The sequence below is a fragment of the Spongiibacter sp. C9W genome, from assembly GCF_057370015.1.
The window spans coordinates 3,153,981-3,179,252 of record NZ_CM170672.1; the positions used below are offsets into that span (position 1 = coordinate 3,153,981).

25 protein-coding genes are annotated in these 25,272 nt (G+C 56.6%); 18 read left to right on the top strand and 7 right to left on the bottom strand.

Annotation, left to right across the window (positions count from 1 at the left end; translation table 11 throughout):
• Positions 1-88: 88 nt before the first annotated feature.
• The 11 genes from AC2Q8J_RS14990 to AC2Q8J_RS15040 all read left to right on the top strand — a co-directional run bounded on the left by AC2Q8J_RS14990 (position 89) and on the right by AC2Q8J_RS15040 (position 13,555).
• A complete protein-coding gene (locus AC2Q8J_RS14990; RefSeq protein ID WP_204996721.1) occupies positions 89-1,264 on the top strand; it encodes an acyl-CoA dehydrogenase family protein in 1,176 nt (391 codons plus the stop codon).
• 9 nt (positions 1,265-1,273) lie between these two features.
• Positions 1,274-1,948 (top strand): glutathione S-transferase family protein, encoded by a 675-nt coding sequence (locus tag AC2Q8J_RS14995; RefSeq protein WP_486451672.1) that lies wholly within the window; start codon positions 1,274-1,276, stop codon positions 1,946-1,948.
• Positions 1,949-1,974: 26 nt separating this feature from the next.
• The gene (locus AC2Q8J_RS15000) at positions 1,975-3,132 is read left to right on the top strand and encodes an acyl-CoA dehydrogenase family protein (RefSeq protein ID WP_486451673.1); all 1,158 of its coding nucleotides are present in this window, start codon (positions 1,975-1,977) and stop codon (positions 3,130-3,132) included.
• A gap of 20 nt (positions 3,133-3,152) precedes the next feature.
• Positions 3,153-4,766 (top strand): acyl-CoA carboxylase subunit beta, encoded by a 1,614-nt coding sequence (locus tag AC2Q8J_RS15005; protein ID WP_486451674.1) that lies wholly within the window; start codon positions 3,153-3,155, stop codon positions 4,764-4,766.
• Between the two features lie 8 nt (positions 4,767-4,774).
• Positions 4,775-5,602: an enoyl-CoA hydratase/isomerase family protein gene (locus AC2Q8J_RS15010; protein ID WP_286837220.1), complete on the top strand. Its 828-nt coding sequence runs from the start codon at positions 4,775-4,777 to the stop codon at positions 5,600-5,602.
• Positions 5,599-7,560 carry an acetyl/propionyl/methylcrotonyl-CoA carboxylase subunit alpha gene (locus tag AC2Q8J_RS15015; RefSeq protein WP_486451675.1) on the top strand — a complete coding sequence of 654 codons (1,962 nt, stop codon included), beginning with the start codon at positions 5,599-5,601 and terminating at the stop codon, positions 7,558-7,560. The genes AC2Q8J_RS15010 and AC2Q8J_RS15015 overlap by 4 nt, the downstream gene beginning before the upstream one ends.
• Positions 7,557-9,332 (top strand): acyclic terpene utilization AtuA family protein, encoded by a 1,776-nt coding sequence (locus AC2Q8J_RS15020; RefSeq protein WP_486451676.1) that lies wholly within the window; start codon positions 7,557-7,559, stop codon positions 9,330-9,332. Before AC2Q8J_RS15015 ends, AC2Q8J_RS15020 begins: the two co-directional genes overlap by 4 nt.
• Before the next feature lie 71 nt (positions 9,333-9,403).
• On the top strand, positions 9,404-10,234 hold the full coding sequence (locus tag AC2Q8J_RS15025) for a helix-turn-helix domain-containing protein (protein ID WP_204996728.1): 831 nt from the start codon (positions 9,404-9,406) through the stop codon (positions 10,232-10,234).
• A gap of 96 nt (positions 10,235-10,330) precedes the next feature.
• Entirely contained in the window at positions 10,331-12,136 is a 1,806-nt protein-coding gene (locus AC2Q8J_RS15030) for an acyl-CoA dehydrogenase (RefSeq protein WP_486451677.1), read from the top strand.
• 24 nt (positions 12,137-12,160) lie between these two features.
• Positions 12,161-12,622, top strand: coding sequence for a MaoC family dehydratase (locus AC2Q8J_RS15035; protein WP_424144530.1), 462 nt, complete (start codon positions 12,161-12,163; stop codon positions 12,620-12,622).
• An 18-nt stretch (positions 12,623-12,640) separates the two neighbouring features.
• The gene (locus AC2Q8J_RS15040; RefSeq protein ID WP_424144529.1) at positions 12,641-13,555 is read left to right on the top strand and encodes an SDR family NAD(P)-dependent oxidoreductase; all 915 of its coding nucleotides are present in this window, start codon (positions 12,641-12,643) and stop codon (positions 13,553-13,555) included.
• 107 nt (positions 13,556-13,662) lie between these two features.
• On the opposite strand, the gene AC2Q8J_RS15045 is transcribed toward AC2Q8J_RS15040, so the two are convergent.
• The 5 genes from AC2Q8J_RS15045 to AC2Q8J_RS15065 all read right to left on the bottom strand — a co-directional run bounded on the left by AC2Q8J_RS15045 (position 13,663) and on the right by AC2Q8J_RS15065 (position 18,637).
• On the bottom strand, positions 13,663-14,223 hold the full coding sequence (locus AC2Q8J_RS15045; RefSeq protein WP_288362883.1) for a BON domain-containing protein: 561 nt from the start codon (positions 14,221-14,223) through the stop codon (positions 13,663-13,665).
• An 88-nt stretch (positions 14,224-14,311) separates the two neighbouring features.
• Entirely contained in the window at positions 14,312-14,512 is a 201-nt protein-coding gene (locus AC2Q8J_RS15050) for a CsbD family protein (protein WP_204996734.1), read from the bottom strand.
• A 90-nt stretch (positions 14,513-14,602) separates the two neighbouring features.
• Complete coding sequence (locus tag AC2Q8J_RS15055) at positions 14,603-14,779, bottom strand: DUF1328 domain-containing protein (RefSeq protein WP_204996735.1); 177 nt, start codon at positions 14,777-14,779, stop codon at positions 14,603-14,605.
• 332 nt (positions 14,780-15,111) lie between these two features.
• Positions 15,112-17,100, bottom strand: coding sequence for an SDR family oxidoreductase (locus AC2Q8J_RS15060; protein ID WP_204996736.1), 1,989 nt, complete (start codon positions 17,098-17,100; stop codon positions 15,112-15,114).
• Positions 17,101-17,218: 118 nt separating this feature from the next.
• Positions 17,219-18,637, bottom strand: coding sequence for a wax ester/triacylglycerol synthase family O-acyltransferase (locus AC2Q8J_RS15065; protein ID WP_486451678.1), 1,419 nt, complete (start codon positions 18,635-18,637; stop codon positions 17,219-17,221).
• Between the two features lie 259 nt (positions 18,638-18,896).
• On the opposite strand from AC2Q8J_RS15065, the gene AC2Q8J_RS15070 reads away from it, so the two are divergent.
• The 6 genes from AC2Q8J_RS15070 to AC2Q8J_RS15095 all read left to right on the top strand — a co-directional run bounded on the left by AC2Q8J_RS15070 (position 18,897) and on the right by AC2Q8J_RS15095 (position 22,436).
• Entirely contained in the window at positions 18,897-19,736 is an 840-nt protein-coding gene (locus AC2Q8J_RS15070) for a peroxiredoxin family protein (protein WP_486451679.1), read from the top strand.
• Complete coding sequence (locus AC2Q8J_RS15075; protein WP_424144524.1) at positions 19,733-20,410, top strand: NUDIX hydrolase; 678 nt, start codon at positions 19,733-19,735, stop codon at positions 20,408-20,410. Before AC2Q8J_RS15070 ends, AC2Q8J_RS15075 begins: the two co-directional genes overlap by 4 nt.
• 115 nt (positions 20,411-20,525) lie before the next feature.
• Positions 20,526-20,951, top strand: coding sequence for an EF-hand domain-containing protein (locus AC2Q8J_RS15080; protein ID WP_204996818.1), 426 nt, complete (start codon positions 20,526-20,528; stop codon positions 20,949-20,951).
• Positions 20,952-20,978: 27 nt separating this feature from the next.
• Positions 20,979-21,542: an RNA polymerase sigma factor gene (locus AC2Q8J_RS15085; RefSeq protein ID WP_486451680.1), complete on the top strand. Its 564-nt coding sequence runs from the start codon at positions 20,979-20,981 to the stop codon at positions 21,540-21,542.
• The gene (locus AC2Q8J_RS15090; RefSeq protein ID WP_286837238.1) at positions 21,535-21,963 is read left to right on the top strand and encodes a hypothetical protein; all 429 of its coding nucleotides are present in this window, start codon (positions 21,535-21,537) and stop codon (positions 21,961-21,963) included. The genes AC2Q8J_RS15085 and AC2Q8J_RS15090 overlap by 8 nt, the downstream gene beginning before the upstream one ends.
• Positions 21,963-22,436, top strand: a complete 474-nt coding sequence (locus AC2Q8J_RS15095; protein WP_286696084.1) for a periplasmic heavy metal sensor — start codon at positions 21,963-21,965, stop codon at positions 22,434-22,436. Before AC2Q8J_RS15090 ends, AC2Q8J_RS15095 begins: the two co-directional genes overlap by 1 nt.
• Here AC2Q8J_RS15095 and AC2Q8J_RS15100 read toward each other — a convergent pair.
• Complete coding sequence (locus AC2Q8J_RS15100; RefSeq protein WP_486451681.1) at positions 22,430-23,047, bottom strand: transglycosylase SLT domain-containing protein; 618 nt, start codon at positions 23,045-23,047, stop codon at positions 22,430-22,432. The two genes, AC2Q8J_RS15095 and AC2Q8J_RS15100, sit on opposite strands and share 7 nt — an antisense overlap.
• Positions 23,016-24,743: a proline--tRNA ligase gene (locus tag AC2Q8J_RS15105; protein ID WP_486451682.1), complete on the bottom strand. Its 1,728-nt coding sequence runs from the start codon at positions 24,741-24,743 to the stop codon at positions 23,016-23,018. The genes AC2Q8J_RS15100 and AC2Q8J_RS15105 overlap by 32 nt, the downstream gene beginning before the upstream one ends.
• A 98-nt stretch (positions 24,744-24,841) precedes the next feature.
• Between AC2Q8J_RS15105 and AC2Q8J_RS15110 the strand changes: the two genes are divergently transcribed.
• A complete protein-coding gene (locus AC2Q8J_RS15110) occupies positions 24,842-25,267 on the top strand; it encodes an HIT domain-containing protein (RefSeq protein WP_486451683.1) in 426 nt (141 codons plus the stop codon).
• Positions 25,268-25,272 lie beyond the last annotated feature (5 nt).

The window sequence follows — 25,272 nt, forward strand, 5'->3', positions numbered from 1 at the left end:
TATCTCCTAGTCTGGCACCAAATCCTAAGCGCGCCCCAACAGAGCTTATAGACTGAGTAGGCTAATAATGACTAACTCAGGAGTTCGCATGTCACTGGATTTTGACGGCGCCCGTCTACACAACCCCTACCTCAATGCCGAGCACGAAGCATGGCGAGTGCAACTGCGTAAATTTGTCGACGCTGAAATCAGCCCGTTTCTCGACGACTGGGAAGAGGCGGGAAAGATTCCCGATGAATTGTGGGCCAAAGCGGCGGATATCGGTTTGCTCCAGCTCGGCTACCCCGAGGCCTATGGCGGCATTTCCGAGGGTATTGACCAATGGCATATCAATATTGCCAACGAAGAGATCACCCGAGCGGGCAGCGCCGGGGGCTTGATCAGTAATTTGCTGGTGCACGGCATTGGCTTACCACCCGTGACGAACTGCGGCAGTGATGCGCTGAAAGAAATGGTTGCACCGCGCGTGTTAGCCGGTGAAAAGCGAATTTCACTGGGAATTACCGAGCCTTCCGGTGGCTCGGATGTTGCCAACATCCAAACGACGGCCAAGCGCGATGGCGACCACTATATTGTGAATGGCAGTAAAACCTTTATCTCCGGAGTCATGGGAGCGGATTGGGTGAGTACCGCTGTACGTACGGGTGGCGAAGGCGCTGGCGGTGTTTCGATGCTGCTGATTCCCACCGACCTGCCCGGGGTTTCGCGCACCCCCCTGGACCGCAAGCAGGGGTGGTGGTGTGCCGATACCGGCACCATTTATTTTGACGATGTTCGCGTGCCCGCCGAGTATTTGATCGGAGAAGAAGGGCACGGCTTTCTCGTCATCATGAGTAACTTCAATCCAGAGCGACTAAGCCTGATTGTCACCATGGAAGCGGCCGCTCGCGCCTGCCTGGAAGATGCCGTGGAGTGGGCGCGCAATCGCAAGACCTTCGGCAAACGCCTGGCCGACCACCAAGTGATTCGCCACAAGATTGCTGCGATGAAGCAGCGCATCAATGCGACCCAGTGCTACCTCAATTATTTAACCCAAGCCTATATAGAAGGGCGCTGCGACCCGGGTGACCTGGCAATGGCCAAGGTCCAAGCCAGCGAGACCATGGAGTTTTGCGCCCGTGAAGCCAGCCAAATTTTAGGCGGTGCCTGCTACTTGCGCGGCAACCGCGTTGAACGCTTTTACCGTGAAGTGAGAGTGAACGCGATCGGCGGCGGTTCCGAAGAAATCATGCGTGAGCTGGCGTCGCGCCAATACCGTTTGTAAGGAGTTGTTATGAGCAGTGAAAAACCCACGCTGTGGCACTGTTACCCGTCCCGTTCATTGCGGCCATTGTGGGCGATGGAAGAAATGGGTATCGACTACGAGCTGGTAAACCTGGCCTTTCCGCCGCGCATGTTCCAGCGCGAGTACCTTGAGACTAACCCCCTGGGGACGGTGCCTTTTTTCCGAGACGGCGACGTGGAGATGACCGAGTCCTCCGGTATTTGTCTCTATCTCGTTGAACAATACCAGCGCTTTGATTTCGGTCTGCGCGTTAGCGACCCCGGCTATGGCGATTACCTGAACTGGCTGTTTCACAGTGATGCGACCCTGACCTTCCCGCAGACCATTGTCCTGCGGTATTCGCAGCTGGAACCGCCGGAGCGCCGCCTGCCCCAGGCGGTTGAAGACTACAGTAAGTGGTATCTGGCGCGACTAAAGCGCGTGAATAGCCATTTGCTCGACCGTGAATACCTGTGCGACGACCGCTTCACCATTGCCGATATCGCGGTTGGCTACGCGCTGTATTTGGGCAAGGGGCTGGGGCTGGATACGTTCTACGAGCCCCAGGTTAAGGCTTACCTAGAGCGCCTGATGGCGCGCCCGGCGTTTCAACGCGCCGAGCCGATGGGCTCTGGGCCAAACAGTTTCGTCCCCACGCCCTATCCCTTTGAAGGTTGTTTTTAAATAATTTTGCGTAGTTGGAGCGTTTTATGATTTTGACAGAAGAGCATCAAAAGTTGCGCGATACCGTGGCGCAGTTTGTCGACAAAGAGATAAACCCCCATGCCGATGCCTGGGAAGCGGAGGGGATTTTCCCCGCCCATGAATTGTTTAAAAAAATGGGCGACCTGGGCCTGCTGGGCATTTCGAAGCCGGTGGAATACGGCGGCCTCGGTCTGGATTACAGCTACCAAACGGTATTTTCAGAGGAGCTGGGCAGGATTACGACCGGCGGTGTATCGATGGGCATCGGCGTACAAACTGATATGGCAACGCCGGCGCTGGCAAAGTTCGGCAGCGATGAATTGCGTCGCGAATTTCTCACGCCTGCGATAAGCGGGGACGCGGTGTTCTCCATTGCGGTGAGTGAACCCCATGCCGGTTCCGATGTGGCGGCGATTAAAACCACCGCCCGCAAAGACGGCGACGACTACATTATCAATGGCAGCAAAATGTGGATCACCAATTCCACTCAGGCGGATTTCCTCTGTCTGCTGGCCAATACCAGCGAGGGTAAGGCGCACAGCAATAAATCGCTGATAGTCGTGCCGACTAACACGCCGGGCGTGTCCTTTTCGGAGCGCTTGAACAAGCTGGGCATGCGCTCATCCGATACCGCGCAGGTGTTCTTTGACGATGTTCGCGTACCCCAGCGCAATCGCATAGGTGAAGAGGGGCAGGGCTTTATCTACCAGATGTTGCAATTCCAGGAAGAACGCCTGTATGCCGCCGCGGGGCAACTCAAGGCCATGGAAGCCTGCATCAACCAAACCATTGACTATGCCCGCGAGCGCGAAATATTTGGTGAGCCACTGCTGAATAATCAAGTGGTTCACTTTCGCATGGCAGAGTTGCAGTCCGAAGTTGAAGCGCTGCGCGCGCTGACCTATAGCGCGGTAGAGGAATATATCCACGGAAGTGACGTGACCATGAAGGCGTCAATGGCCAAGCTCAAAGCGGGCCGCCTCGCCAGAGAAGTGACCGATGCCTGCTTACAGTATTGGGGCGGCATGGGCTTTATGTGGGACAACCCCATCTCTCGCGCCTACCGCGATACGCGGCTCACCTCCATTGGTGGCGGCGCAGACGAGGTGATGCTGGGCATTATCTGTAAATTGATGGGTACCCATCCGGGCCGCAGAAAGTAGGGGGCTAAAAGGACGAGTTTATGGCGATATTAGAGTCTTACATCGATCGACAGGCCGATGCTTTTCAGCGCAATGCCAGGGTGATGGGTGCGGCCGTTGATGAGTTTCGAGACATCGAACAGCGAGTGATTGCCGCGGCCGAGAAAAAAGTACCGCGTTATCGCGAGCGCGGCCTTATGCCGCCGCGCGAGCGTTTAAGTGCCCTGCTTGATGTGGGTACCCCCTTTCTCGAACTGTCGACCCTCTGCGGCTATATGCAGGAAGAGGATCGCGATGGCAGTGCCGCCGGCGGAAGCTGCATTACCGGTATCGGTTATGTGGCGGGCGTTCGCTGCATGATTATGGTCGATGATTATCTCACTAAGGGCGGCAGCATTACGCCACTGGGCAGTGCCAAGCGTCAGCGGATGATGCGTATCGCGATCGAAAACAAGCTTCCGGTGCTCACCCTGGCGCAAAGTGGCGGCGGTAACCTAAAGCTGCTCGGTGACTTTTTCGGGCCGTCCGGTGCTGGCTTTGCCGTGCAGGCAAAACTGTCGGCGATGGGCATTCCGCAAATTACCGTGGTGCACGGCAGTGCAACCGCTGGAGGTGCCTATCAACCCGGCTTGTCCGACTACGTCATTATGATACGTCGTCAGTCCACCGTATATCTCGCCGGCCCAGCACTGCTTAAAGCGGCAACCGGCGAAGAGGCCAGCGACGAAGAGATTGGCGGCGCGGAGATGCACGCGGAAGTCGCCGGTACCGCGGACTATCTCGCCGAAAACGACGCCGATGGTATTCGCATTGCCCGGGAAGTTGCGGGCAAGCTCGACTGGGACAAGCGTTTGCAGGCCAGTGCGGAAGCGGCCTATGCCGAGCCGCATTTTGATGCCGAGGAACTGCTCGGTATTGTGCCCGAAGACCCCAAAACGCCCTACGACGTGCGGGAAATTATTGCGCGCATTGCCGACGATTCAGACTTCCTGGAATTCAAAAGTGCTTTCGATGTTGGCACGGTCTGCGGTCATATGGCGATTCAAGGTATTGCCTGTGCAGTGATTGGCAATAACGGCCCGATTACTGCCAAGGGGGCGGCGAAGGCCGGGCAATTTATTCAGCTTTGCGAGCAGTCCCAAACACCGATTGTTTTTCTCCATAACACCACCGGCTTTATTGTCGGCACCGAAGCGGAACAGGGCGGGATCATCAAGCATGGCTCGAAATTGATTCAGGCGGTCACCAATGCGTCTGTGCCCAAAATCAGTATTGTTGTCGGCGGCTCCTACGGCGCGGGTAACTACGCGATGTGCGGCCGCGGTATGGAGCCGCGCTTTATGTTCGCATGGCCACGCAGCGTGGTTTCGGTAATGGGGCCGGCCCAGGCGGGCAGCGTGATGCGTCAGGTTGCGGAGGCGAAAATGCGCCGCGCCGGGCAGGTGAGTGAAGAGATGCTCGATGCGCTGGAGAAAGACACCGTGGATACCATGGCGGCGAAGTCGCACGCCCTGGCCAATACCGCACGCATGTGGGATGACGGAATTATCGACCCTCGCGATACACGCAGTGTGCTGGGTTTTGTACTCGATATCTGCCGCGACGCCGATGCCCGTCAGATCACGGCCAACACCTTCGGCATTGGCCGTTTGTAGGAGGCAGCATGTTACCCGAATGTAAAGAATTGCTGCTGTCGCTCGACGGCGGCGTATTGTCAATCACCCTCAACCGGCCCCATAAGCGCAACGCCATGAACAAAAGGCTTGTCGACGAAATGCGCGCAGTATTCGCCGCCATCGCCGACCACCGTAGCGTGCGCGCCGTGGTGTTGCGCGGCGCAGAGGGGAATTTTTGTGCGGGCGGCGATATTGCCGGCATGCACGACGGCGCGGTAGACGAAGCGGGCAAACCCTTGTCCCCGGATAAGGCAGCCTGGCAGTTTAACCGTAGCTTCGGTCACCTTATCACCGAGGTAAATAAGGCTCCCCAGGTCGTTATCACGATCTTGGAGGGCGCGGTGTTAGGCGGCGGCTTTGGTCTGGCCTGTGTCTCGGATATTGCGATTGCCAAAGCCGATGCCAAATTTGCCATGCCGGAAACTGGCCTGGGCATTGTGCCCGCGCAGATTGCGCCTTTTGTGGTGATGCGGGTGGGGCTGACGCAGGCCAGGCGCTTGGCATTAACCGGGCAGCGCATCGACGGCGCTGAAGCGCAGCGCCTCGGCCTGGTGCATTTCTGTGCGGACAGCAACGACGACGTTGACGCGCAGTTAAACAACCAACTCTCTGCGTTGCGGCGCTGTGCACCGGCAGCAACTGCGCTTACCAAGTCGCTACTTCTTGATGTCGGCACTACCGCACTTGAACCGCTTTTAGACCACGCCTCAGATCTTTTTGCCCAATGCCTGAATGGGCCAGAGGGCAAAGAGGGGACGCAGGCATTTATCGAAAAGCGCAAACCCAGCTGGTATTCGGAACGGGGAACAGCATGACCGCATTGCACAAAATACTGATCGCCAACCGCGGCGAAATTGCCGTGAGGGTAATACGCAGCGCTAAACAAATGGGCTATCGCACCGTCGCCGTATTTAGCGATGCCGACGACAATGCCCCCCATGTTCAGCTTGCTGATGAGGCCGTGAATATCGGTCCGGCGGCTGTGTCGGAGTCGTATTTGCGCGTGGACGCCATTATTGACGCCGCGACAAAAACGGCAGCAGATGCGATTCACCCAGGCTACGGTTTTCTCTCAGAAAATGCTGACTTTGCCCGCGCGTGTCAGGCGGCGGGTATCACTTTTATCGGTCCGTCCAGCGACGCGATTGAATTGATGGGCAGCAAACGCTTGTCGAAGTTGGCAATGATAGCCGCTGGCGTGCCCTGTGTGCCTGGGTATGAAGGCGACGATCAGAGCGATGAGCGCTTGGTGGCCGAAGCAGAGCGCATTGGTTTTCCAATTATGGTCAAGGCCTCGGCGGGCGGCGGCGGACGCGGTATGCGGCTGGTTGATCATGCGGCTGATTTGCCGGAGCAACTGCGCAGCGCCCGATCGGAGGCTTTGTCAGCCTTCGGCAGTGACGAGCTGATTCTGGAGAAGGCGGTACAGCAGCCGCGCCATGTCGAGATACAGGTTTTCGCTGACAGCCAGGGCAATGCCATTCATTTAGCCGAGCGCGACTGCTCGGTTCAGCGCCGCCATCAAAAGGTGGTTGAGGAAGCGCCATCGCCCTTTGTCGATGACGCTTTGCGCCAGCGCATGGGCGATGCCGCCGTTGCGGCGGCCAAGGCCTGCAATTACCGCGGTGCGGGTACGGTCGAGTTTTTGGTCGATGCTCAGGGCAGTTTCTATTTTTTAGAAATGAACACGCGCCTGCAGGTTGAGCACCCGGTGACGGAAATGGTTACCGGTGTTGACTTGGTGGAATGGCAGCTGCGTATTGCCAGTGGCGAGCCACTGCCGATGGCGCAATCCCAGCTCCGCCTCAATGGTCACGCGGTTGAAGTGCGCCTGTATGCCGAGGAGCCGCGTCAGCAGTTTATGCCGCAAACCGGCCGCATTGCCCGCTGGCAAGTGCCGCAGGGGCCGGGGCTGCGACTGGATAGTGGGATTAGCGAAGGGCAGCTTATCGGCGCCCGTTATGACCCCATGCTGGCCAAGCTGATTTGCTGGGCGCCGAGCCGTGAAGAGGCACTGCGGCGTTTGGCGTCGATGTTGCAAGATACGGTATTGCTGGGCATCAATAACAACCTGCAGTTTTTGCAGGCGGTGCTGCGCCATCCGAGTTTTATTGCCGGTGATGCCACCACAGCCTTTATCGCCGAGCATGGTGAGCAGTGCACACCTCCGCCTGAGCCTGGCACTGCCAGCCTGGCAAGGGCGGCGGCGGTGCTATATGAATGTAATGCCGCAGCGGCCAAAACAGCGCCTGCCTGGCGGCGCAGCGCCCCGGCAAGCTGCGTTTTCACACTTGCTTGGGAAGGGCAGGAATACCGCATCGAACTGGTTGCGATGGGTAGGCAACGCGAATTCAGTATTGCCGGTCAGCGCCATACCCTGCAGGTGGCAGCTAGCGATGCCCAATCCTGCGTTATTGAAGAGGATGGCGTGCGGCGGCGCATCCACTTTGCGCGCCATGGCAAGCAGCTGTTCCTGGATGACGGCAGCGGCCACTTCATTTTCGACGATACCAGCCACGCTGCCGCCAAAGCGGATGCGGCTGCTGGCAGCGGCTTGCTGAAAGCGTCTATGGACGGCGCCATTGTGGACGTTGTTGTTGCAGAGGGTGAGCGCGTCAGCCGCGGGCAAACCCTGGTCGTGTTGGAGGCGATGAAAATGGAGCACCCGCTAAAGGCAGACATGGACGGCACGGTAGCGGCAATTCACTGCCAAGCGGGCGATCAAGTGAAGTCGCGGCAATTGCTTGTCGAGCTGAATGAGGAGGCGCTATGAGTCGTTCGTCAGTACGTATTGGCTGTGCCTCGGCGTTTTACGGCGACAGCCAGCTTGCGGCGCGGCAGTTGGTAGACAAAGGCGAGCTGGACTACCTGGTTTTCGACTACCTGGCCGAAGTGACCATGGGGATACTTGCCAAAGCCCGAGCCCGGGATGAACGGCTGGGTTTTGCCGTGGACTTTGTCACCGTTGCCATGCGCGATGTGATGGCAGACTGCGCTGCCAAAGGGATTAAGATTATTGCCAATGCCGGCGGCGTAAATGTGCCCGGCTGCATTGCCGCCCTACAGTCCTTAGCCCAGGAGCAGGGCCTACAGCTCAATATTGCCGGTGTGTATGGCGATGACTTACTGTCACGCAGGGAAGAATTTGCCCGCGAGGGCCTGAGCGACATGCAGAGCGGCGCACCGCTGCCCGACAAGCTTGCCAGTATGAATGCTTACCTCGGGGCTCAGCCCATTGCCGAGGCGCTGGCCGCCGGCGCCGATATCGTAGTGACCGGGCGCGTGGTCGACAGTGCGGTAGTAATTGCGCCACTGATGCACGAATTCGGCTGGAGCTGGCAGGACTACGACCGCTTGGCGCAGGCGGCCTTGGCCGGGCACGTACTGGAGTGCGGCGCCCAGTGTACCGGCGGTAACTTTACCGACTGGCATCAAGTGCCGGACTTTTCCACGATGAGCTATCCCATTGCTGAGGTTGCGGCAGAGGGTGATTTCATTGTGACCATTCCACCGGCGACTGGCGGTTTGGTCAACCGCGCCACTGTCGCTGAGCAGATCCTCTATGAAATTGGTGATCCGGCAAACTACCTGTTGCCGGATGTTGCCTGTGATTTTAGTGATGTGCGCTTGGACGAGGTCGGCGAAAACCGGCTTAGGGTGAGCAATGCCAAGGGCCGTGCGCCCGGCGATAGCTACAAGGTCTGCGCAACCTGGGTAGACGGTTATCGCTTGATGGGCAGTGCCTTTATCGGCGGGCTGCGCGCTGCCGAAAAAGCGCGCTGTAGCCTTAACGCTTGGTTGCAACGCTGCCGTGGTGTTTTTAAAGAGCGCGCTTGGGAAGACTTTCGCGATGTTAGCATCGAAGTCATCGGTGCCGAGGACACATATGGTCGTCACGCACGCGATACGGCTAGCAGGGAGGTCATGGCCAAATACGGTTTGCACCACAACAGCCGCGAGGCGCTTACCTTCGCCGCCAACGAGTTCGCCTATCTCGCGACCTCGGCGGCACCGGGCATGAGTGGCTTTGGTGCTGGCCGAGCCAAGCCCGGTCCATTGATTCGCATTCACTCGTCGCTACTCGCCAAAGACCGTGTTCCCGTCACCGTACAAATGGGCGATCAGCGCTTGAGTGAGCGCAGCTACCCAACGCCAGGTTCCAGCCCCGCGGTCGGTAGCCGTTACTCATCACTGGCTGTCAGCGAGGGTGTCGACTGCCGCGTGCCGCTCGAGCAACTGGCCTATGCGCGCAGCGGCGACAAGGGTAATAACGCGAATATCGGTGTGATTGCGCGCCGCGAGTGTTATTTGCCGTACATCGCCCAAGCCCTGTCGGAGAGCGCCGTGGCGGAGTACTTCGAGCATCTGCTAGATGGCGATGTACACCGCTTTGATGTGCCGGGTTTCCACGCCTTTAACTTTTTGTTGCGCGACGCGTTGGGCGGAGGCGGCAGTGCCTCGCTGCGGGTGGATTCGCAGGGCAAAGCGCTGGCGCAAATGCTGCTGTCGATGGACGTGGCAATCCCGCGACACCTGCTTGATTAATGCCCTAAGGGTTTGAGCGCACCCGCTATCGCGCGTAGTATCCTTGAGCATCATTTCTTCAGGGTTGGCGTGTGGTAGAGAGTGCATCGAGCTTTGGGCGGTTTTTAAAATTTTGGCGCGGTGTGCACCGCCTCAGTCAGGAGCAGCTGGCATTTGAGTTGGGCAGTTCACCGCGCCATATCAGCCGCCTTGAAAATGGCAGCAGTCGCCCCAGCGAAACGATGGTTTTGGAGATCGCCAAAGCGCTGAAATTGGGGCGGCGCGACCAAAGTCATTTGCTTATTGCGGCGGGCTTTGCGCCGCGCGACGAGCGTGTCGATTTTAATTCCGCAGAGCTCAAATGGCTGCGCAGCGCCATGACCATGACGCTGCAGGCGCTGGACCCCTATCCCGCTTGTCTGGTGGATAATTCCACTAATATTCTTATGGTGAACCGTAGCTGGCTGGGGTTTTACTCCCGTCTTATGCCCGCTGATGAGTTGCACAATATCAGCAATTTTTACGACTTTATGTTCAGCTCCCAGTCCGCGGAAAATGCCGTGAGCAACTGGGAGGACACACTGTCGGCCATTCTTATGTCGATCCAGCAGTCGGCGCTATTCAGCAATGACCCGACGGTGAAGGCAACCCTGGATCGGCTGCGCAGTTATCCCTCCGTACCGAGTGACTGGCAGCAGCGCGCCGCGTCGGTAGAGCCGATGGCGAGCTTTCGCGTGCAGTTGGCGATAGACGGTGTGATGCAGCGATTTTTTAGTGTGAGCACCACCGTGGGGGCACTGGGGCCAACGGCCTTTGTTTCCGAGCCTCAGTTAACCGTTACCGCGCTTTACCCGGAAGATCGTCAGCTGAATGTGGATGCCTTCGCTGACACCGACCTCAGTCACCCGCTGCTGTTTTACTAGGTGGCGATGGCGCTGCCTGACATCAGATGTCGTGGCTGGCTCTGGGGGTGCTGGGCATACTGCTGTCACAATTCTTTTTCGATATGAGGTACTACCATGCCTGCTCCGCTACTCAACGAACGCGATCTCGATTTTATGCTGTACGAATTTCTGGACAGCGAGAGCATGTGTGCGCGCGAGCGTTATCGAGACCACAATCGCGAAAGTTTTGATGCCGCTATTGCCACTGCCAAGCAGGTTGCGGAAAAGTACTTCCTGCCGATTCGCGGCAAGGTCGACCGCAATGAACCGCGTTTTGAAAATGGTCGTGTGGAAATGCTGCCCGAGATCAAACAGGCGGTCGATGCTGCTACCAAGGCAGGGTTTGTCTCGTCAACGGCTGATTACGAAGTGGGCGGGATGCAACTGCCCCTGCCCGTGGCCACGGTCGCCAATGCGTATCTTACTGCCGCAGGCAGCACGACCTTGGGGTACTTGAGCTTAACCACCGCTAACGCCAGTTTGATTGAAGCACACGGCACCCCGGAGCAGATTGCCAAGTGGGCCGTGCCCCAGCGCAGTGGCCGCTTTGCCGGCACCATGGCGATGACGGAGCCGGGAGCGGGCTCCGGCCTGGCTGACCTGATCACCAGTGCTGAGCGCGCAGAGGACGGCAGTTACCGCATTACCGGAAATAAGATCTATATCTCTGGCGGCGATCACGAGCTTAATGAAAATATTGTGCACTTGGTGTTGGCCAGGGTGAAGGGGGCACCAAAGGGGACCAAAGGCATCTCACTGTTCATTGTGCCTAAGTTTCTGGTTAACGACGATGGCAGCCTGGGTGAGCAGAACGATGTAGCCTTGGCGGGGCTGTTCCATAAAATGGGCGGTCGTGGGCAAACCTCCACATCGCTTAACTTTGGTGAGCGCGGTGGGGCGGTAGGCTATTTGGTTGGTGAGGAAAACCGCGGCCTGAGCTATATGTTCCACATGATGAACGAAGCGCGCATTATGGTCGGCACGGGTGCGGCAACCATCGCGCTAACCGGCTTTCAATACTCACTAAACTATGCCCGCGAGCGCCCGCAGGGGCGCTTGCCATCATGCAAAGACCCGCTGTCGCCGCCGGTTAATATTATTGAACACGCCGACGTACGCCGCATGTTATTGGCCCAGAAGGCCTATGCCGAGGGCGCGTTTGCTCTCTGTTTGTTTGGTGCACAGCTGGCCGACGACCAGCACACCGCGCCAACCGAAGAGCAGCGCAGTCAGGCTAAATTATTGCTCGATTTCTTGATCCCCATGATCAAAACCTGGCCGTCTGAGTACGGCCCTCAGGCCAATAGTTTGGCCATTCAGGTACTCGGTGGCGCGGGCTATATCAATGAACATCCCGTTGAAATGTTTTACCGAGACAATCGCCTGAACCCCATTCACGAGGGAACAACCGGCATTCAGTCCCTCGACTTGCTGGCGCGGAAGGTGCCCATGCAGGGCATGGCTGGCTATCACTACTGTCTGGCGTTAATGCGCGAAACGGTCGCGCAGGCCGGCGCTGTCGCCGGTTTGGAAAAGCAGGCGGAACAGCTGGAAAGTGCGATTAAACGGCTGACTGATACCACCGAAACCCTGTTGGCAGCCATGGCTGACACCAACATAGACAAGGTATTGGCGAACTCGGTTATGTACCTGGAGCTGTTTGGCCATGTGGTTGTGGCCTGGCTGTGGCTGAAGCAGGGGCTTGTTGCTCATCAAGCACTTGCGCAAAGTCAGCACGGTGACGAGCAGAATTTTTATCGTGGCAAGTTACAGGCGATGCGCTACTTCTTTTCGGTGGAGTTGCCGCACACTGAGCGCTGGTCTGCCTTGCTTATGCAAGGTGAAGGCAGTGCCTATGCTATGCGTGATGATTGGTTTTAACAGGCCTAAATAAGGATAAAGAAAATGGCGACAACAGTAGATAGAACGAAGGTGATCGAATACGTCGGCCGGGAGACACCGCCGACCCAGTGGCACACAGTGGATCAAGCGGCCATCAATGAATTTGCCGACTGTACGCTGGACCACCAGTTTATTCATGTTGATCCCGAGCGCGCGAAACAAACGCCCTTCGGTGGTACGGTTGCCCATGGCTTTTTAAGCCTGTCGATGCTGTCGCATTTTGCAGAAGAGTTTATGGTGATGATCGAGGGCGCCCATATGGGCTTGAATTACGGTTTTGATAAGGTTCGTTTTATCGCGCCTGTCGCCGTCGATAGCCGCATTCGCGCCCGCGCCAAGTTTATCGACATCACCGAAACCAAGCCGGGGCAGTTTCGCTTCACCACCCAGGTGACAATAGAGATCGAGGGTCAGGATAAACCCGCTCTCATCGCAGAGTGGTTGACCATGCAATTAGTGGCGTAAACATAAAAGGAAATAAAAATGGATGTGAGATTTGATGGCCAGGTAGCCATTGTAACGGGCGCGGGAAATGGCTTGGGGCGTAGTCACGCTCTGGCATTGGCGGCACGCGGAGCCAAGGTTGTGGTGAATGACCTGGGCGGCGCCCGCGATGGCAGCGGCGCGTCCTCCGAGGCGGCGCGGGAAGTGGTTGCGATCATAGAGGCCAATGGCGGCGAGGCGATGGCCCACGGCGCTAATGTTGCGGTAATGGCAGAAGTTGAGGATATGGTCCGCCAGGCAATGGCCAAGTGGGGGCGCGTCGATATTCTGGTAAATAACGCCGGTATTTTGCGCGACAAAACCTTTGCCAAAATGTCGCTGGACGACTTTCGTCTGGTGATGGATGTGCACCTGATGGGCTCGGTGAATTGCACCAAGGCCGTGTGGGACATTATGCGCGAGCAGGAATATGGCCGCATCGTGATGACCACGTCGTCGTCGGGCATGTACGGTAACTTCGGCCAGAGTAATTACGGCGCCGCCAAGATGGCGGTGCTCGGTTTTATGAATACCCTGGGCCTTGAGGGTGCCAAGAAGAACGTGCGGGTCAATGCGCTGTCACCGACGGCGGCAACGCGCATGACCGAAGACTTGCTACCGAAAGAAGTACTGGATCTACTTACGCCTGAATCGGTAACGGCGGGTGCGCTAGTGCTGTGCCATGAATCTGCACCGAATCGCCATATTCTTTGCGCCGGCGCGGGTGGTTATGCGAGCTCGCGAATCTTTGAGACCGATGGCGTATTCTTGGGTGTTGAACAACAAACGCCTGAGGCGATCCTGGAAAACTGGGATGCCATTACCAGCGAAGCCGCGCAGCGGCCGCTAGAGGCGGGAAGTAAGCAGACTGAGAAATTCCTCGCCAAAGCCATGGCGGCGATGTCGGCGGAATAACCGCTCCTGGCTTTGTGGCATAAGTCTCAGCGAGAGGGGCGGTGCGACACAAACGGGCCGGCGGAGTATCCACCGGCCCGTTGCTATCAGGGGTTTCGATGCCGGACTTAGCTATTGGTCACGTCGAGCTTATCTTCCACTTCGGAAACGTGGTCGAAGCTCTTGGCTATTTCAATGGCTAAGTCGTGTGCGGCCTCGTTTTTCACAGTGCCGCGCAGGGTCACTACACCGCGATGAGTGTCGACATTAATTTTGGTTGCCGCAATATCATCGTTGGCGGCAAACTTCATATTGATGGCCGCGGTGGTGCTCAAGTCATTCCACTTGCGGGCAAAGTCATTGCTGGTTTTCTCCAGCTTGCTGCGATAGCTCCCTTCAACATGTAAGTTGTTTTCAACCGATGTAACGCCGTCTACATTGCTCGCGAGCTGGCCGGCCAGGTCCTTTTCGATATCACTGCTCACAGTGCCTTCGAGAGTAACCTTGCCCTGGTCTACATCCGTGTCGATATCAAAGTTATTGAGCTCGCCATTGAGCATAATTGCGGTTTCGACTTTCCCGTCGAGCCAGGCATCTTTGGTTTTGCCTTGCCAGCTGTCAGCCAGTACGGGAGTGCTTGCCAAAGCGCCCAAGGTGAGGCTGGTGATTAGCGTCTTCTTGATAGTCATAGTTGACCTCCATTTCGGTTCTAATCAAATACGATGCATGCATCGTCACTGGGTGCGAGTCACGTGTAATGGACTCGGTTGTGCCGATTTACGACACTTTTTTCTTTAATTCTTCAAATTGCTGTTTGGCTTCATCGCGGGCCAAACCGTAGCGTTCTTGCAACGCGCCGATAAGGCGTTCACTGCTGCCATCCACGCTCTCTAGTTCGTCGTCGCTTAATTCAGCCCACTTCTCTTTGATGCGACCTTTCAGTTGTTTCCATTTGCCTTCAGCGATATCTCGGTTCATAGCGTTCTCCTTATGTGGTCAAGGTGATGCAGTGAAGAGTTTTGGGCGAATTGCCCGGGGGATTTCTCCCGCTATGTAAGCGTCGCGGCGCTACATCTGGGGAGGTTTGCCGCGCAAGGCGCGTGCAAGAAGGGAGAGAAGCAATAATGCGATAAAGATAAAAAACAGAATTTTAGCGATTCCAGTCGCTGCACCCGCTACACCGCTAAAGCCCAAGGCGCCGGCGATCAGTGCGATAACGAGAAACATCAATGTCCAACCTAGCATACTGCCTCCATGTTGCTTCGTTACTGGATATGACAGCGCTAAGAAAAACAGTTCAATATTTTTTCTTGGTATGCCTTGTTGGGGCTGAGCTTGCCGATGAAAAACTGAAACAGTGGCTTTTTTTGCGATGTGAACATCGTTGTATTAAGTGCGCGAGGACAGCCGCTATTCGCCGCCGCAGGCGCGCTATTTCGCGGCAGGGCATCGCTCTTCATTCCGCGTACATTTGCACCATTTGCAAGGCGTAAAAAAACCGCATGGCCCATGTATTGAGCAATGCGGTTTGGTGGTTTTACGACGCAGAGTTTACGTGCTGCGAATCGCTACCTATTTTAGACGTGGATACCTTTGAGTACCGCTGCCAAGGCGACCTGTTCTGACGAGGCTTCGGTTTTGCCTTCTTCCCCTTCGCCTTTTGCAGCGGCGGAGTCCGGGAAGGTGCGGAAGACGGTATTCATAATAATTTCCGTTGCCTTCGGCATCACCGCGTTGAGTACTTGCATGCTGATGCCCAAGCCGGTCGCTATGCGCTTAGGACGCTTCACGATCGCTTCACAGATCATGTCCGCGGCTTCTTCTGGCGACAGTGTCGGCACAGCATTGTAGATCGAGGTGGGCCCGATCATTGGGGTGCGTACCAGCGGCATATTGATCGTAGTGAAGGCGATATTGCGGTCGGAGAATTCCGCCGCCGCGCTGCGAGACCATGCATCAAGGGCCGATTTTGACGCCGCATAGGCGGAGAAGCGGGGTGAGGTACCAACAATAACGGCAATCGACGAGATGTTAATCACATGCCCCGACTTGCGCTCTAGCATTGAAGGCGCGAGCCCCATCACCAGCCTAATCGCACCAAAATAGTTGAGCTGCATCGTGCGCTCAAAATCGTGGAAGCGATCAAAGGTCAGCTCGAGCGAGCGACGAATTGACCGGCCGGCATTGTTCACCAGCACATCAACATGGCCGTGGTTTTTCAGCAGCGTAGCGACCAGTTCATCGCAGGACTCAAGGTCAGAAACATCGCATGTGTAGGCGTAGCTGGTGCCACCAAGCTCTTCAATTTCCTGCTGGGTTTCCTTGAGTTTTTCAACCGTTCGGGCGACCAATACAACCTCTGCACCGGCTTCAGCCAGTTTGAGCGCGCTGGCTTTACCAATACCTGAGGATGCACCGGTAATCACGATGACCTTGCCCTCAACATTGCCGCGCAGGCTGCGGTCTTTAAATAGGTCAGGGTCGAGGTTACGTTCCCAGTAGTCCCAAATCTTGTAGGCGTAATCTTCCAGCGCGGGTAATTCAATACCGCTGCCACGCAGTGCTTTGACCGTTTCACGGTTATCAAAGCGCGTTGGCATATTCATGAACTGCAAGCCGTCTTCAGGAATTTGATAGTCTGCCAGTATCGCGCTGGTGAGGCGCTTAACCGGCGGCATGTTTTTCACCAAACCGGTTATGGAAGAGGGGATAAAGGCGAACATCCGCGAGTCGATGCGCAGCGCCATTTTCGGTGCATGGGCAGCTTTCGAGAAGATGTTGAGCACTTCGCCCACTTTATGCGCGTCGGGGTTAACGAGGTGGAAGCAGCGTCCGTCGAGCTTGGGTTTGTGGGAAATATGGTCAATAGCATCGGCGACATAGTCCACCGGCACGATGTTCATCTGGCCGCCCTCAATGCCAATAATCGGGCACCATTGGGGGACGCGATAACGCAGCTTCTGAATGAGTTTGAAGAAATAATAGGGGCCGTCGACCTTATCCATCTCGCCAGTCTTGGAGTCGCCCACAACCATTGCCGGGCGGTAGATGCGATAGGGGATTTTGCATTCCTTGCGTACTAAGCCTTCAGAGACATGCTTGGTGCGGAAGTAGGCATGCTTAAGGCCTTCAGCCTCTTCGAACATGTCTTCGCGAAACACGCCGCGATATAGTCCAGCAGCTGCAATAGAGCTGGCGAGATGGAAGCAGCCGGCTTGCATTGCTTCTGCCGCGTCGATAGCGCTTTGGGTGCCTTGGATGTTAGTCACTTCCTGGCTTTCGGCATCGGCTTTTAAATCGTAGATGGCTGCCAGGTGGTAGAAGTGTTTGATTTCACCTTTTAGCTTGGCCATTTCTTTGGCACTGATGCCGAGTTTGTTTTTGGCGAGGTCGCCCCAAACCGGAACCAGACGATCTTTACTGAGGCCGGTTTTTTCCAGCAGGTCGAGATATTTTTGTTTAGAACTGCGGCGAACCAGAACATAAATAGTGCCCTTTCTGCGCGCAAGGCGTTCGATAAGGAATCGACCGATAAAGCCGGTGCCGCCAGTAACGAAGTAACTCATAGTGCCTCTCCAGATGTTTTAAAAATTCTCCACAGCGTTGGGCCTTAAAACGGCCCGCCGCTGTTTTGCTTCCGTCAGTGAAAGCAGGGGGTTTTTCTGGTTGTTTTATTCGGCCGGTTTAGCCAGCCGCCTTGTTATTGTGTTCGAGTAACTGCGGTGATACTGCGTTTTCGAGATCTGCAAATGCCTCGTGTATATAGTCACTCAATACCTCGAGTTTGGGTAGGGCGGAGCTCGCTACCAAACCAAACTGCAAACGTCCATCATAACTATATAGTGTGATATTTAAGTGGCAACCCGGAGGCAGCGCACTGATTGGATACATCTCCTCCAGCCGCGCACCCTTCAGGTAGAGGGGTTTCACTGGCCCGGGCACATTGGACACCAGGGTATTACCCAGTGGTGGCAGCTTATCGTCGATACCTAGCAGTTCAACAAGCTGCGCCAAACTGCCTAGTAATACGGTGTAGGCCATTACCGACGCCGGGGGAACGCCGTCGACCTGATAGCGAACATTGCGCAGGGTAAAGCCAATTTCCCGCAAGCGCTCATAGGGGTCGGTGGTTTTGTTGGCCAGCTCAACCAATACAATGCCGATTTTATTACCCATGCTGTTATCGCCTTGGCGACGCAGATTTACCGGCATTTGAATGGTGATGGGTTCATCGATATCCGACTCGCAATCTTGCAGGTAGCGGTGCAAGGCGCCGTCGATACAGGTTAAGGCAATGTGGTTCAGGGTGGAGCGGGTCAGGCTGCGCAGGTGGTTCACGCGCTCCATGGGCACTGCTGCGGTAGCCACCTGGCGGCCGGGAACAACCTGACCATTAAGGGGGGTGTTGGGGTTGGCCTGGTAGGGCACTGCCACGGCATTTTTAGTCAGCTTCATGGCTTCCAGGGCGAGCTGGACGCTTAGCTTTGACAGGCCCAGCGCGGAGCGCAGGTAGTCGGTTGAGCGGCCGCCCAGCTTGCTCAACACCTTCATGATCGACACGCTGTCGGCGGCATTCTCTAAGCGCTTCTCTGGGATTACCGACCACATCGGCGTGGCTTTGCGCGCGCGTGAAGATTGACTCAGGCTCTTTGCGAGAATGGATGACATGGTCACGCCGTCTGCATAGGCGTGGTGTAGTTTGGTGTAGATGGCAAAGCGTTTATCGTCGATCCCCTGGATAACATGGATTTCCCACATCGGTTGATCGCGTTCCATCTTCGGGCTGTGAAGTTCACCGACCAGCTCGTAGAGTGCGTCGCGAAAATCGTCGCCCTCAAGTTGGTGGTAAAAAATATGGTCGTCGATATTGAAGTCGGGAGCGTCCACCCAACTGGGCGTAGCGAATCGGCTGAATTTGACGACCTGATTAAATGGAGGGCGAATGTCGGCATTGGTGCCAACGTATTCACGCACTGCGGTTTCCACGAAGTCCTTGCCTGCTTTCGCGGGCTTGCGGAACATCATCATGCCACCGACGTGTTTGGGGCTGGCTTCGGTTTCGGTTAAGAAGAAAGCCAAGTCCATTAGAGAGAGTTTTGCCATAGCCGCCAATACTTCCTATTGTTGTCGTAAAACATTTGTACAGGCGAGTTAATACAACTTTATTTAAATCGCTCTGGTGTGGGCTCCAAGATTGAATACCAAAATAGTCTATGCCCTAATGGGCGATCTCGCTATTGCCGTGACTGCTCGAACCTCGTAAAAAAGGGTCAATGCTTACGCCTTACGCTAGCGCAGAATGTCGGCGCTGAACAGGGCGGCTAGTAGGATAATTATTCAATAATGGCCACAAAGACTATTTATGACATCACTTAAAGCGTTGGCCAAGCGCTTCTTTGTACTTCCTTATATTCTGCTCTGTGGGGCTGCATCGCTGCACAGTGCGTGGCAGTTGAGCGGCGGTTTTAGTCTGTCGTGGTTTGGTGCTTGGTTGGCCGTCACCCCGGTTCCGTTGTTCGTGGCACTGTTATACAGCGTAGCCTTTGTTCATGTCGGGCGCTTTATTGTTATCCAGCTAATTGCCGCGTTGCTGGGGGCAATGTTGGTGGTGGTCGAGATGGATATCGTGCCGACTATCTACGGTTTAAGTTTGGGGCTTGGCGGCGTTTTCCTCTACGTTTTCTGGTATTCCTATCTGGATCGGGATGACAATCCCGAGCTGATTGTCGGCCACGCGCTACCCCATTTTGAGCTGCAAAATGAGCGCGGGGAGTGCGTCGGTTCTGAGCAGTTTCAAGGGAGGAAAACCGCCTTTTTATTTTTTCGGGGTAGTTGGTGTCCGCTGTGCCGGAGCCAATTACACGAGTTTATGGGCTATTGCCGCGAGTTCCTGGGGCACGGTATTAGCCTGGTGTTGGTGAGCCCTCAACCCGTTGCCGAGAGTCGCAAACTGGCTGGCGACCTGCCTGCTGGTGTCGAGATGTATAGCGACCCCTCATTGAATGCGGCGAAGGCGCTGCATATTGTCCATGCTGCAGGCATGCCATTTGGCGTGCCCTTGGGTAGTCGCGATACCGTGCTGCCTACCCTGCTGGTGGTTGATGAAAGCGGTGTTATCCGCTACGCCGACCTGCCAGAGAATTTTCGTATCGGCCCGCAGCCAAAGCGTCTGCTGTCGGCCCTGGAGGAACATTGGTTGTGAGCGACAAGGAAGCGATTCGTCTGGCGGCAACAGCGGTGGTGTTGCGGGACACACCCTCTGGTCTTGAAGTGTTATTGCTGCGGCGGCACGAGCAGTTGAAAGTGGGAGGCGGGCACTGGGTGTTTCCCGGTGGCACCGTGGACCCTGATGATGTTGCCGACGCCCAGGGCGATCGCATGCAGGCATTTCGCTTGGCGGCGGTAAGGGAAACCGAAGAAGAAGCGGCGATCAATCTGGCGCCGGAAGCACTGCAACATATCTCTTACTGGACAACGCCCGCACATATGGGGCGGCGCTTCGAGACGGCGTTTTTCCTCGCTGACGGCCAGGGGATGGAGGTAGAAGAGGACGGCGAGGAAATGGATGCCCATCAGTGGGGCGCCGCGGAAGATTTTGTGCAGGCGCATTGCTCCGGTGAGTTGGCCCTGTTACCGCCGACTTTGGTGACCCTGTCGGAATTGTCACAGTGCTCAACCGTCGCGCAGGCAAAGGCGTTTTATGCCGCGCGTGAGGTTCCCGATATTCACCCCAAAGTGACCGACCATCAGGGCGTGGTATGCATGCTCTACGGCGGCGACGCGGGGTATTGCCAGATGGACCCGGACGCGGCAGGTTCTCGCAACCGCTGCTATTTAGACAAGGGAGTTTGGCGCTACGAGTTTTTGGCTTCCTAGGCGAGCTGCACTGCACGACGCAAAAGAATTATTGCCATAGCGAGGGGTTTTGACGCAGCCGGTGTTTAATCAATAACGGCCGTTAAAACCCTTTTTCGTTTATGGAGTCACGACAATGAAAACGTCTAGCAAAATTTTGGCAGTATTGGCGATGGGTGCCGCAATGAGTGCTCAGGCAAAGCCGCCCGGCGGCTGCGAGCGCGGTGGAGAAGGCGGTCATAGCGTTGCTGATATGGTCGCAAAACGCAGTGCCCACTTTATGGCGATGGACCTGAACGGCAACGGCGAAGTTACCCGTGAAGAGATTGCGGAGTACCGCGCGAAAATGCGCGAGCAACGCACAGGGTCTCGGGCCGACCGCTTTGAACGGGCCGATACCGACAAAAACGGTAGCGTGTCTGCGGCAGAGGCGCGTGCAGCGGCTGAGGCCCAGTTAAGCAAGCTCGATAGCAATGGCGACGGTGAGTTGTCCCGCAAGGAAATGCGCAAAGGCTTTAAACACGGAAAACGCCAAGCCGGGCCGTGGGCGGATGATCAGTAATTGAGAGGTGATACCGGCGGTGGTTGATTGGCAACCAAGGCATGGAAGGTGGTGATGGTGTCTCGCGATGCCACGCTGCTTGCGCGAACGGCCGAGGGTGACGCCCAGGCCTTTCAGCAGCTTGTCGACCGCCACAGCAGCGCGGTACTCAATGTGATCTATCGCATTGTGTTGTCGCGCGCAGATGCTGAAGATCTTTGCCAGGAGGTATTTGTGCGCCTGTGGAAGCAGGCGCCAAGCTGGCAGGATGAGGCAAAACTGAGCACCTGGTTGTACCGGGTAGCGAGTAACTTGGCGATTAATCATAGTCAGCGTGTGCAGCAGCGTTTTGTTGTGGACGGCGAGCTTGCCGAACAGCTGGCCGACGAGTCAACGCCGCTGAACGACGAGCCGGGCGATTCGCCGGCATTGGCGGCGGCCTTGTCAGCGTTGCCTGAAGAGCAACGAGCGGCCATTGCCTTTCGCTACTATCGGGGAATGCCAGTGCGGGATATTGCCGACGTGCTCGGCAATAGTCCCAAGGCAGTGGAATCGTTACTGGGGCGTGCGCGAAGGCGACTGCGGCAACTTTTAGGAGAGAACAATGACTAGCTATTTTCGGGCTTTGCAATGTTACGGCGCAAACCTCCGGGAGTGGCCGGCACATTTATGGCCAATTGCCTTGCTGGGTATGTTGAGTCGGCGTGGCCGAGCAGCAAGGCGGAGCGCCCTCGCCGACGACGCAGCGTGGCGGCGACAGTTGCAGAGCGATGGGCTGTCATTAGCGCCCAGCGCTGCTATGCAGCAGCGCTTATCTGCCATTCCCGGTGCACACCGCCAAGTGGCACCTCCCCAGCGCCCCGTATTTTTGCCAGTAAGTATGGCGACGGCGGCGGCCATGGTGTTGGGTATTGCGATAGGGGCGACGGATTTAACATCGTCATCCAGTGTATTTAGCGACGACTACCAAGCCTTTGCGAGCTTGGATATTGCGGGTAGCAACGACGTTGCAGACTGGTTGGAGGGAGAGTGATGACAACGCGTAAAGGCCTGCTAATTGCGCTGGTGAGTTCGCTGGTGATCAACGCTTTGCTGATTGGTTCGTGGGTGGGCCACAGGTTACACGGCGACCCGATCATGCATTCGATGAGCCGACATATTTTGAAGCGCCCACCGGAGACACTGAGCGAACAGGCACGAGAGGTGCTCAAGGCGGAGCGAGGCGCTATGCGCAAGGCCTATCGCAATCTGCGTGAAAAACGCCGTGGCGTGGCGGCGCTGCTGTCTGAGCAGCCGCTGGATACGGTGGCGCTGGCCGCCGCCTTGGCTGAGGTGCGTGAGGCCGATGTTGCCCTGAAGCGACTCAGCCACGAGGTGCTGTTGCAGGTATTGCCGCCAATGCCGCCAGAGGAACGTTTGGCGATGTTGCGCCCTCACAAGCGCAAAGGCGATCGGGCATGCCCGCCGAAGGAGCATAGGACGCCGCCGCAGCCACCGGTTCAGTAAATGCCGCTGTAGTGCAGTTGGCCGTTGTACCAGCGTTTTTTCCAGGCGCGAAACACCCGATCGGGATACCAGTTTTTGCCAAGGCTGCCGTTGTAGCGGGCCAGTGCGCGGCGCATATTGCCTTTTTCCCGCTTCAGATAAAACTGCAGAATTTGGCAGCCGTAGCGCAGGTTGGTGTCCATGTCGGTGAGGTTGTCGCTGGGGCGGCCAATTTCGTTTTTCCAGAAGGGCATCACCTGCATTAAGCCCTGCGCGCCGACACTGGAAATAGCAAAGCGGTTGAAGTGGCTTTCCACTTGAATGAGTGCAAGTACCAGCTCGGGAGGCAGGTCGGCGGCCTTGGCCTCGCGGTGCACGCTGCGCAATAACGCCAAGCGTTGCTCCGGTTCACGGATAATGCTCGCCAGACGGGCCGACATATCAGTCAGCCAGACTTCGGCATCAAAGCGGTCTTGGAAGCTGTCGTCGCGGTGCAGCGCTTCTTTCAAATAAGCGGTTAGCGCCGCGCGCTCTGCCGGATCCTGCGGCTGAGTCCAACCGGTGCCCGCTATCAGTAGCAGGCACCCGGCAAGGGCGAGCTTAGGCCAGGGCAACACGTTGCTGAATAACACGCATCAAGTCGTCGATAGCGATGTCTTCGTTGTCGCTAGCGCGGCGGTGTTTGTATTCCAGCAGGCCTTTGTCCAGCCCGCGGTCGCCAATCACAATGCGGTGAGGAACCCCCATCAACTCCATATCGGCGAACTTCACGCCTGGGCGTTCATTGCGGTCATCGAGTAACACATCATAGCCGGCGGCTTTCAATTGGCTGTAAAGCTGTTCTGCGGTATCGCGCACACGCTCAGACTTCTGCATATTGAGTGGCACCAGGGCAATTTGGTAGGGCGCGATTGCGTCCGGCCAGATAATGCCTTTGTCGTCATTGTTCTGCTCAATAGCTGAGGCGACCACACGGGTTACCCCAATACCGTAGCAGCCCATAATCATTACCTGTTCCTTGCCTTGCTCGTTGAGCACGGTGGCGTTCAGGGCTTCGGAATACTTGGTGCCGAGCTGGAAGATATGGCCGACTTCGATGCCGCGCTTGATCTGCAGCTGACCCTTGCCGTCCGGGCTGGGGTCGCCGCTGACAACGTCGCGCAGATCGGCAATTTCGCCCAGCTCGACATCGCGCTGCCAGTTGACGCCGCGCAGGTGCATACCGTCTTCGTTGGCGCCGCAGATAAAGTCGCTGCAATGCGCCGCGCTGCGATCCACAATGCAGCGCAGGTTCAGGCCCACGGGGCCGATAGAGCCGGGTGCACAATTGAGCGCCGCTTTGATGTCTTTGTCTTCAGCGAGGGTTAGCGGGCTGGCAATGCCGGGTAGTTTCTCTGCTTTGATTTCGTTGAGCTGGTGATCGCCGCGCACTACCAGGGCGATCAAGGCTTGCTTGCCATCTTCATCGGCCTCGCCGTATACCAGCAGCGTTTTTACTGTGCGCTCGGGCGCGCAATCGAAAAAGCGGCAAACGTCCTCGATGCTGCTCACCTCGGGGGTGGCCACTTTTTCCATGGCTTCGCTGGCAGCGGGGCGCTCGCCGGCGGGAGCCACGGCTTCTGCCATTTCGACATTGGCGGCGTAGTCAGAGCTGTCTGAAAAGGCAATGTCATCTTCGCCGGACTCTGCCAGCACGTGGAATTCATGGGAGGCGCTGCCGCCGATTGAGCCGGTATCGGCAATTACCGGACGGAAGTCCAAGCCCAGGCGCGTAAATATCTGCGTGTAGGCGGCGTGCATTGTCTCGTAGGTCGCCTGCAGTGACTCCTGGTCATTATGAAAGGAGTAGGCATCCTTCATAATAAATTCGCGTGAGCGCATAACGCCGAAGCGGGGCCGAATCTCATCGCGGAATTTGGTTTGTATCTGATAGAAATTGGCGGGCAGTTGTTTGTAGCTGCGAATTTCGTTGCGTATCAGGTCAGTAATTACTTCCTCATGGGTGGGGCCGAGGCAAAATTCGCGCTGGTGACGGTCATTAATACGCAGTAGTTCCGCGCCGTACTGTTCCCAGCGACCAGACTCCTCCCAGAGTTCGGCGGGCTGCACCACGGGCATTAGCACCTCTTGCGCGCCTGCATTGTCCATTTCTTCGCGAATAATACGCTCGACCTTGCGCAATACACGCAGGCCCAACGGCAGCCAGGTATAGAGGCCGGTCGCAAGCTTGCGTATCATGCCGGCCCGCAGCATTAGCTGGTGGCTAATAACCTCGGCATCGGCAGGGGTTTCCTTTACAGTGGCAATAAGTGTTTGGCTAGCGCGCATGGTGGGTATCTGGCCTTAAAGCTGCGAATGAAGTCGCCGCATTTTACGATTGATAGCCAGCCCGGTACAGGGTGGGCCGCGTTTAATGGAGAAAGTAGATGTTTGAATTGCACCCACAACTGGCTGCCGACTGCGCTGTCGTCGGCGATTTACCGCTCTGTCGTGTGCTGTTATTGAATGATAGCCAGTATCCGTGGCTGATTCTTGTGCCACGTCAGGCGGGCTTGAGAGAGCTTTTTGAGCTGTCTGCCGAGCAGCGCACTCAGTACTGCCGTGAGTCTGACCTGGCTGCCGCCATTCTCACGTGTCAATTTAATGCCGAGAAATTGAACATTGCCGCCCTCGGCAATATGGTGCCGCAGCTGCACATTCATCATATCGCCCGCTTTACAGACGACCCTTGTTGGCCCAAACCGGTATGGGGGCAGCTGCCGCCGCAGGCGTACAGCGAGGCCGCGCTTGCCCAGCGTCTGGGTGAGCTGCGTCAGGCTTTTGCCGCAGACCCTGAGTTTTCAGCGGCCTAATCGTT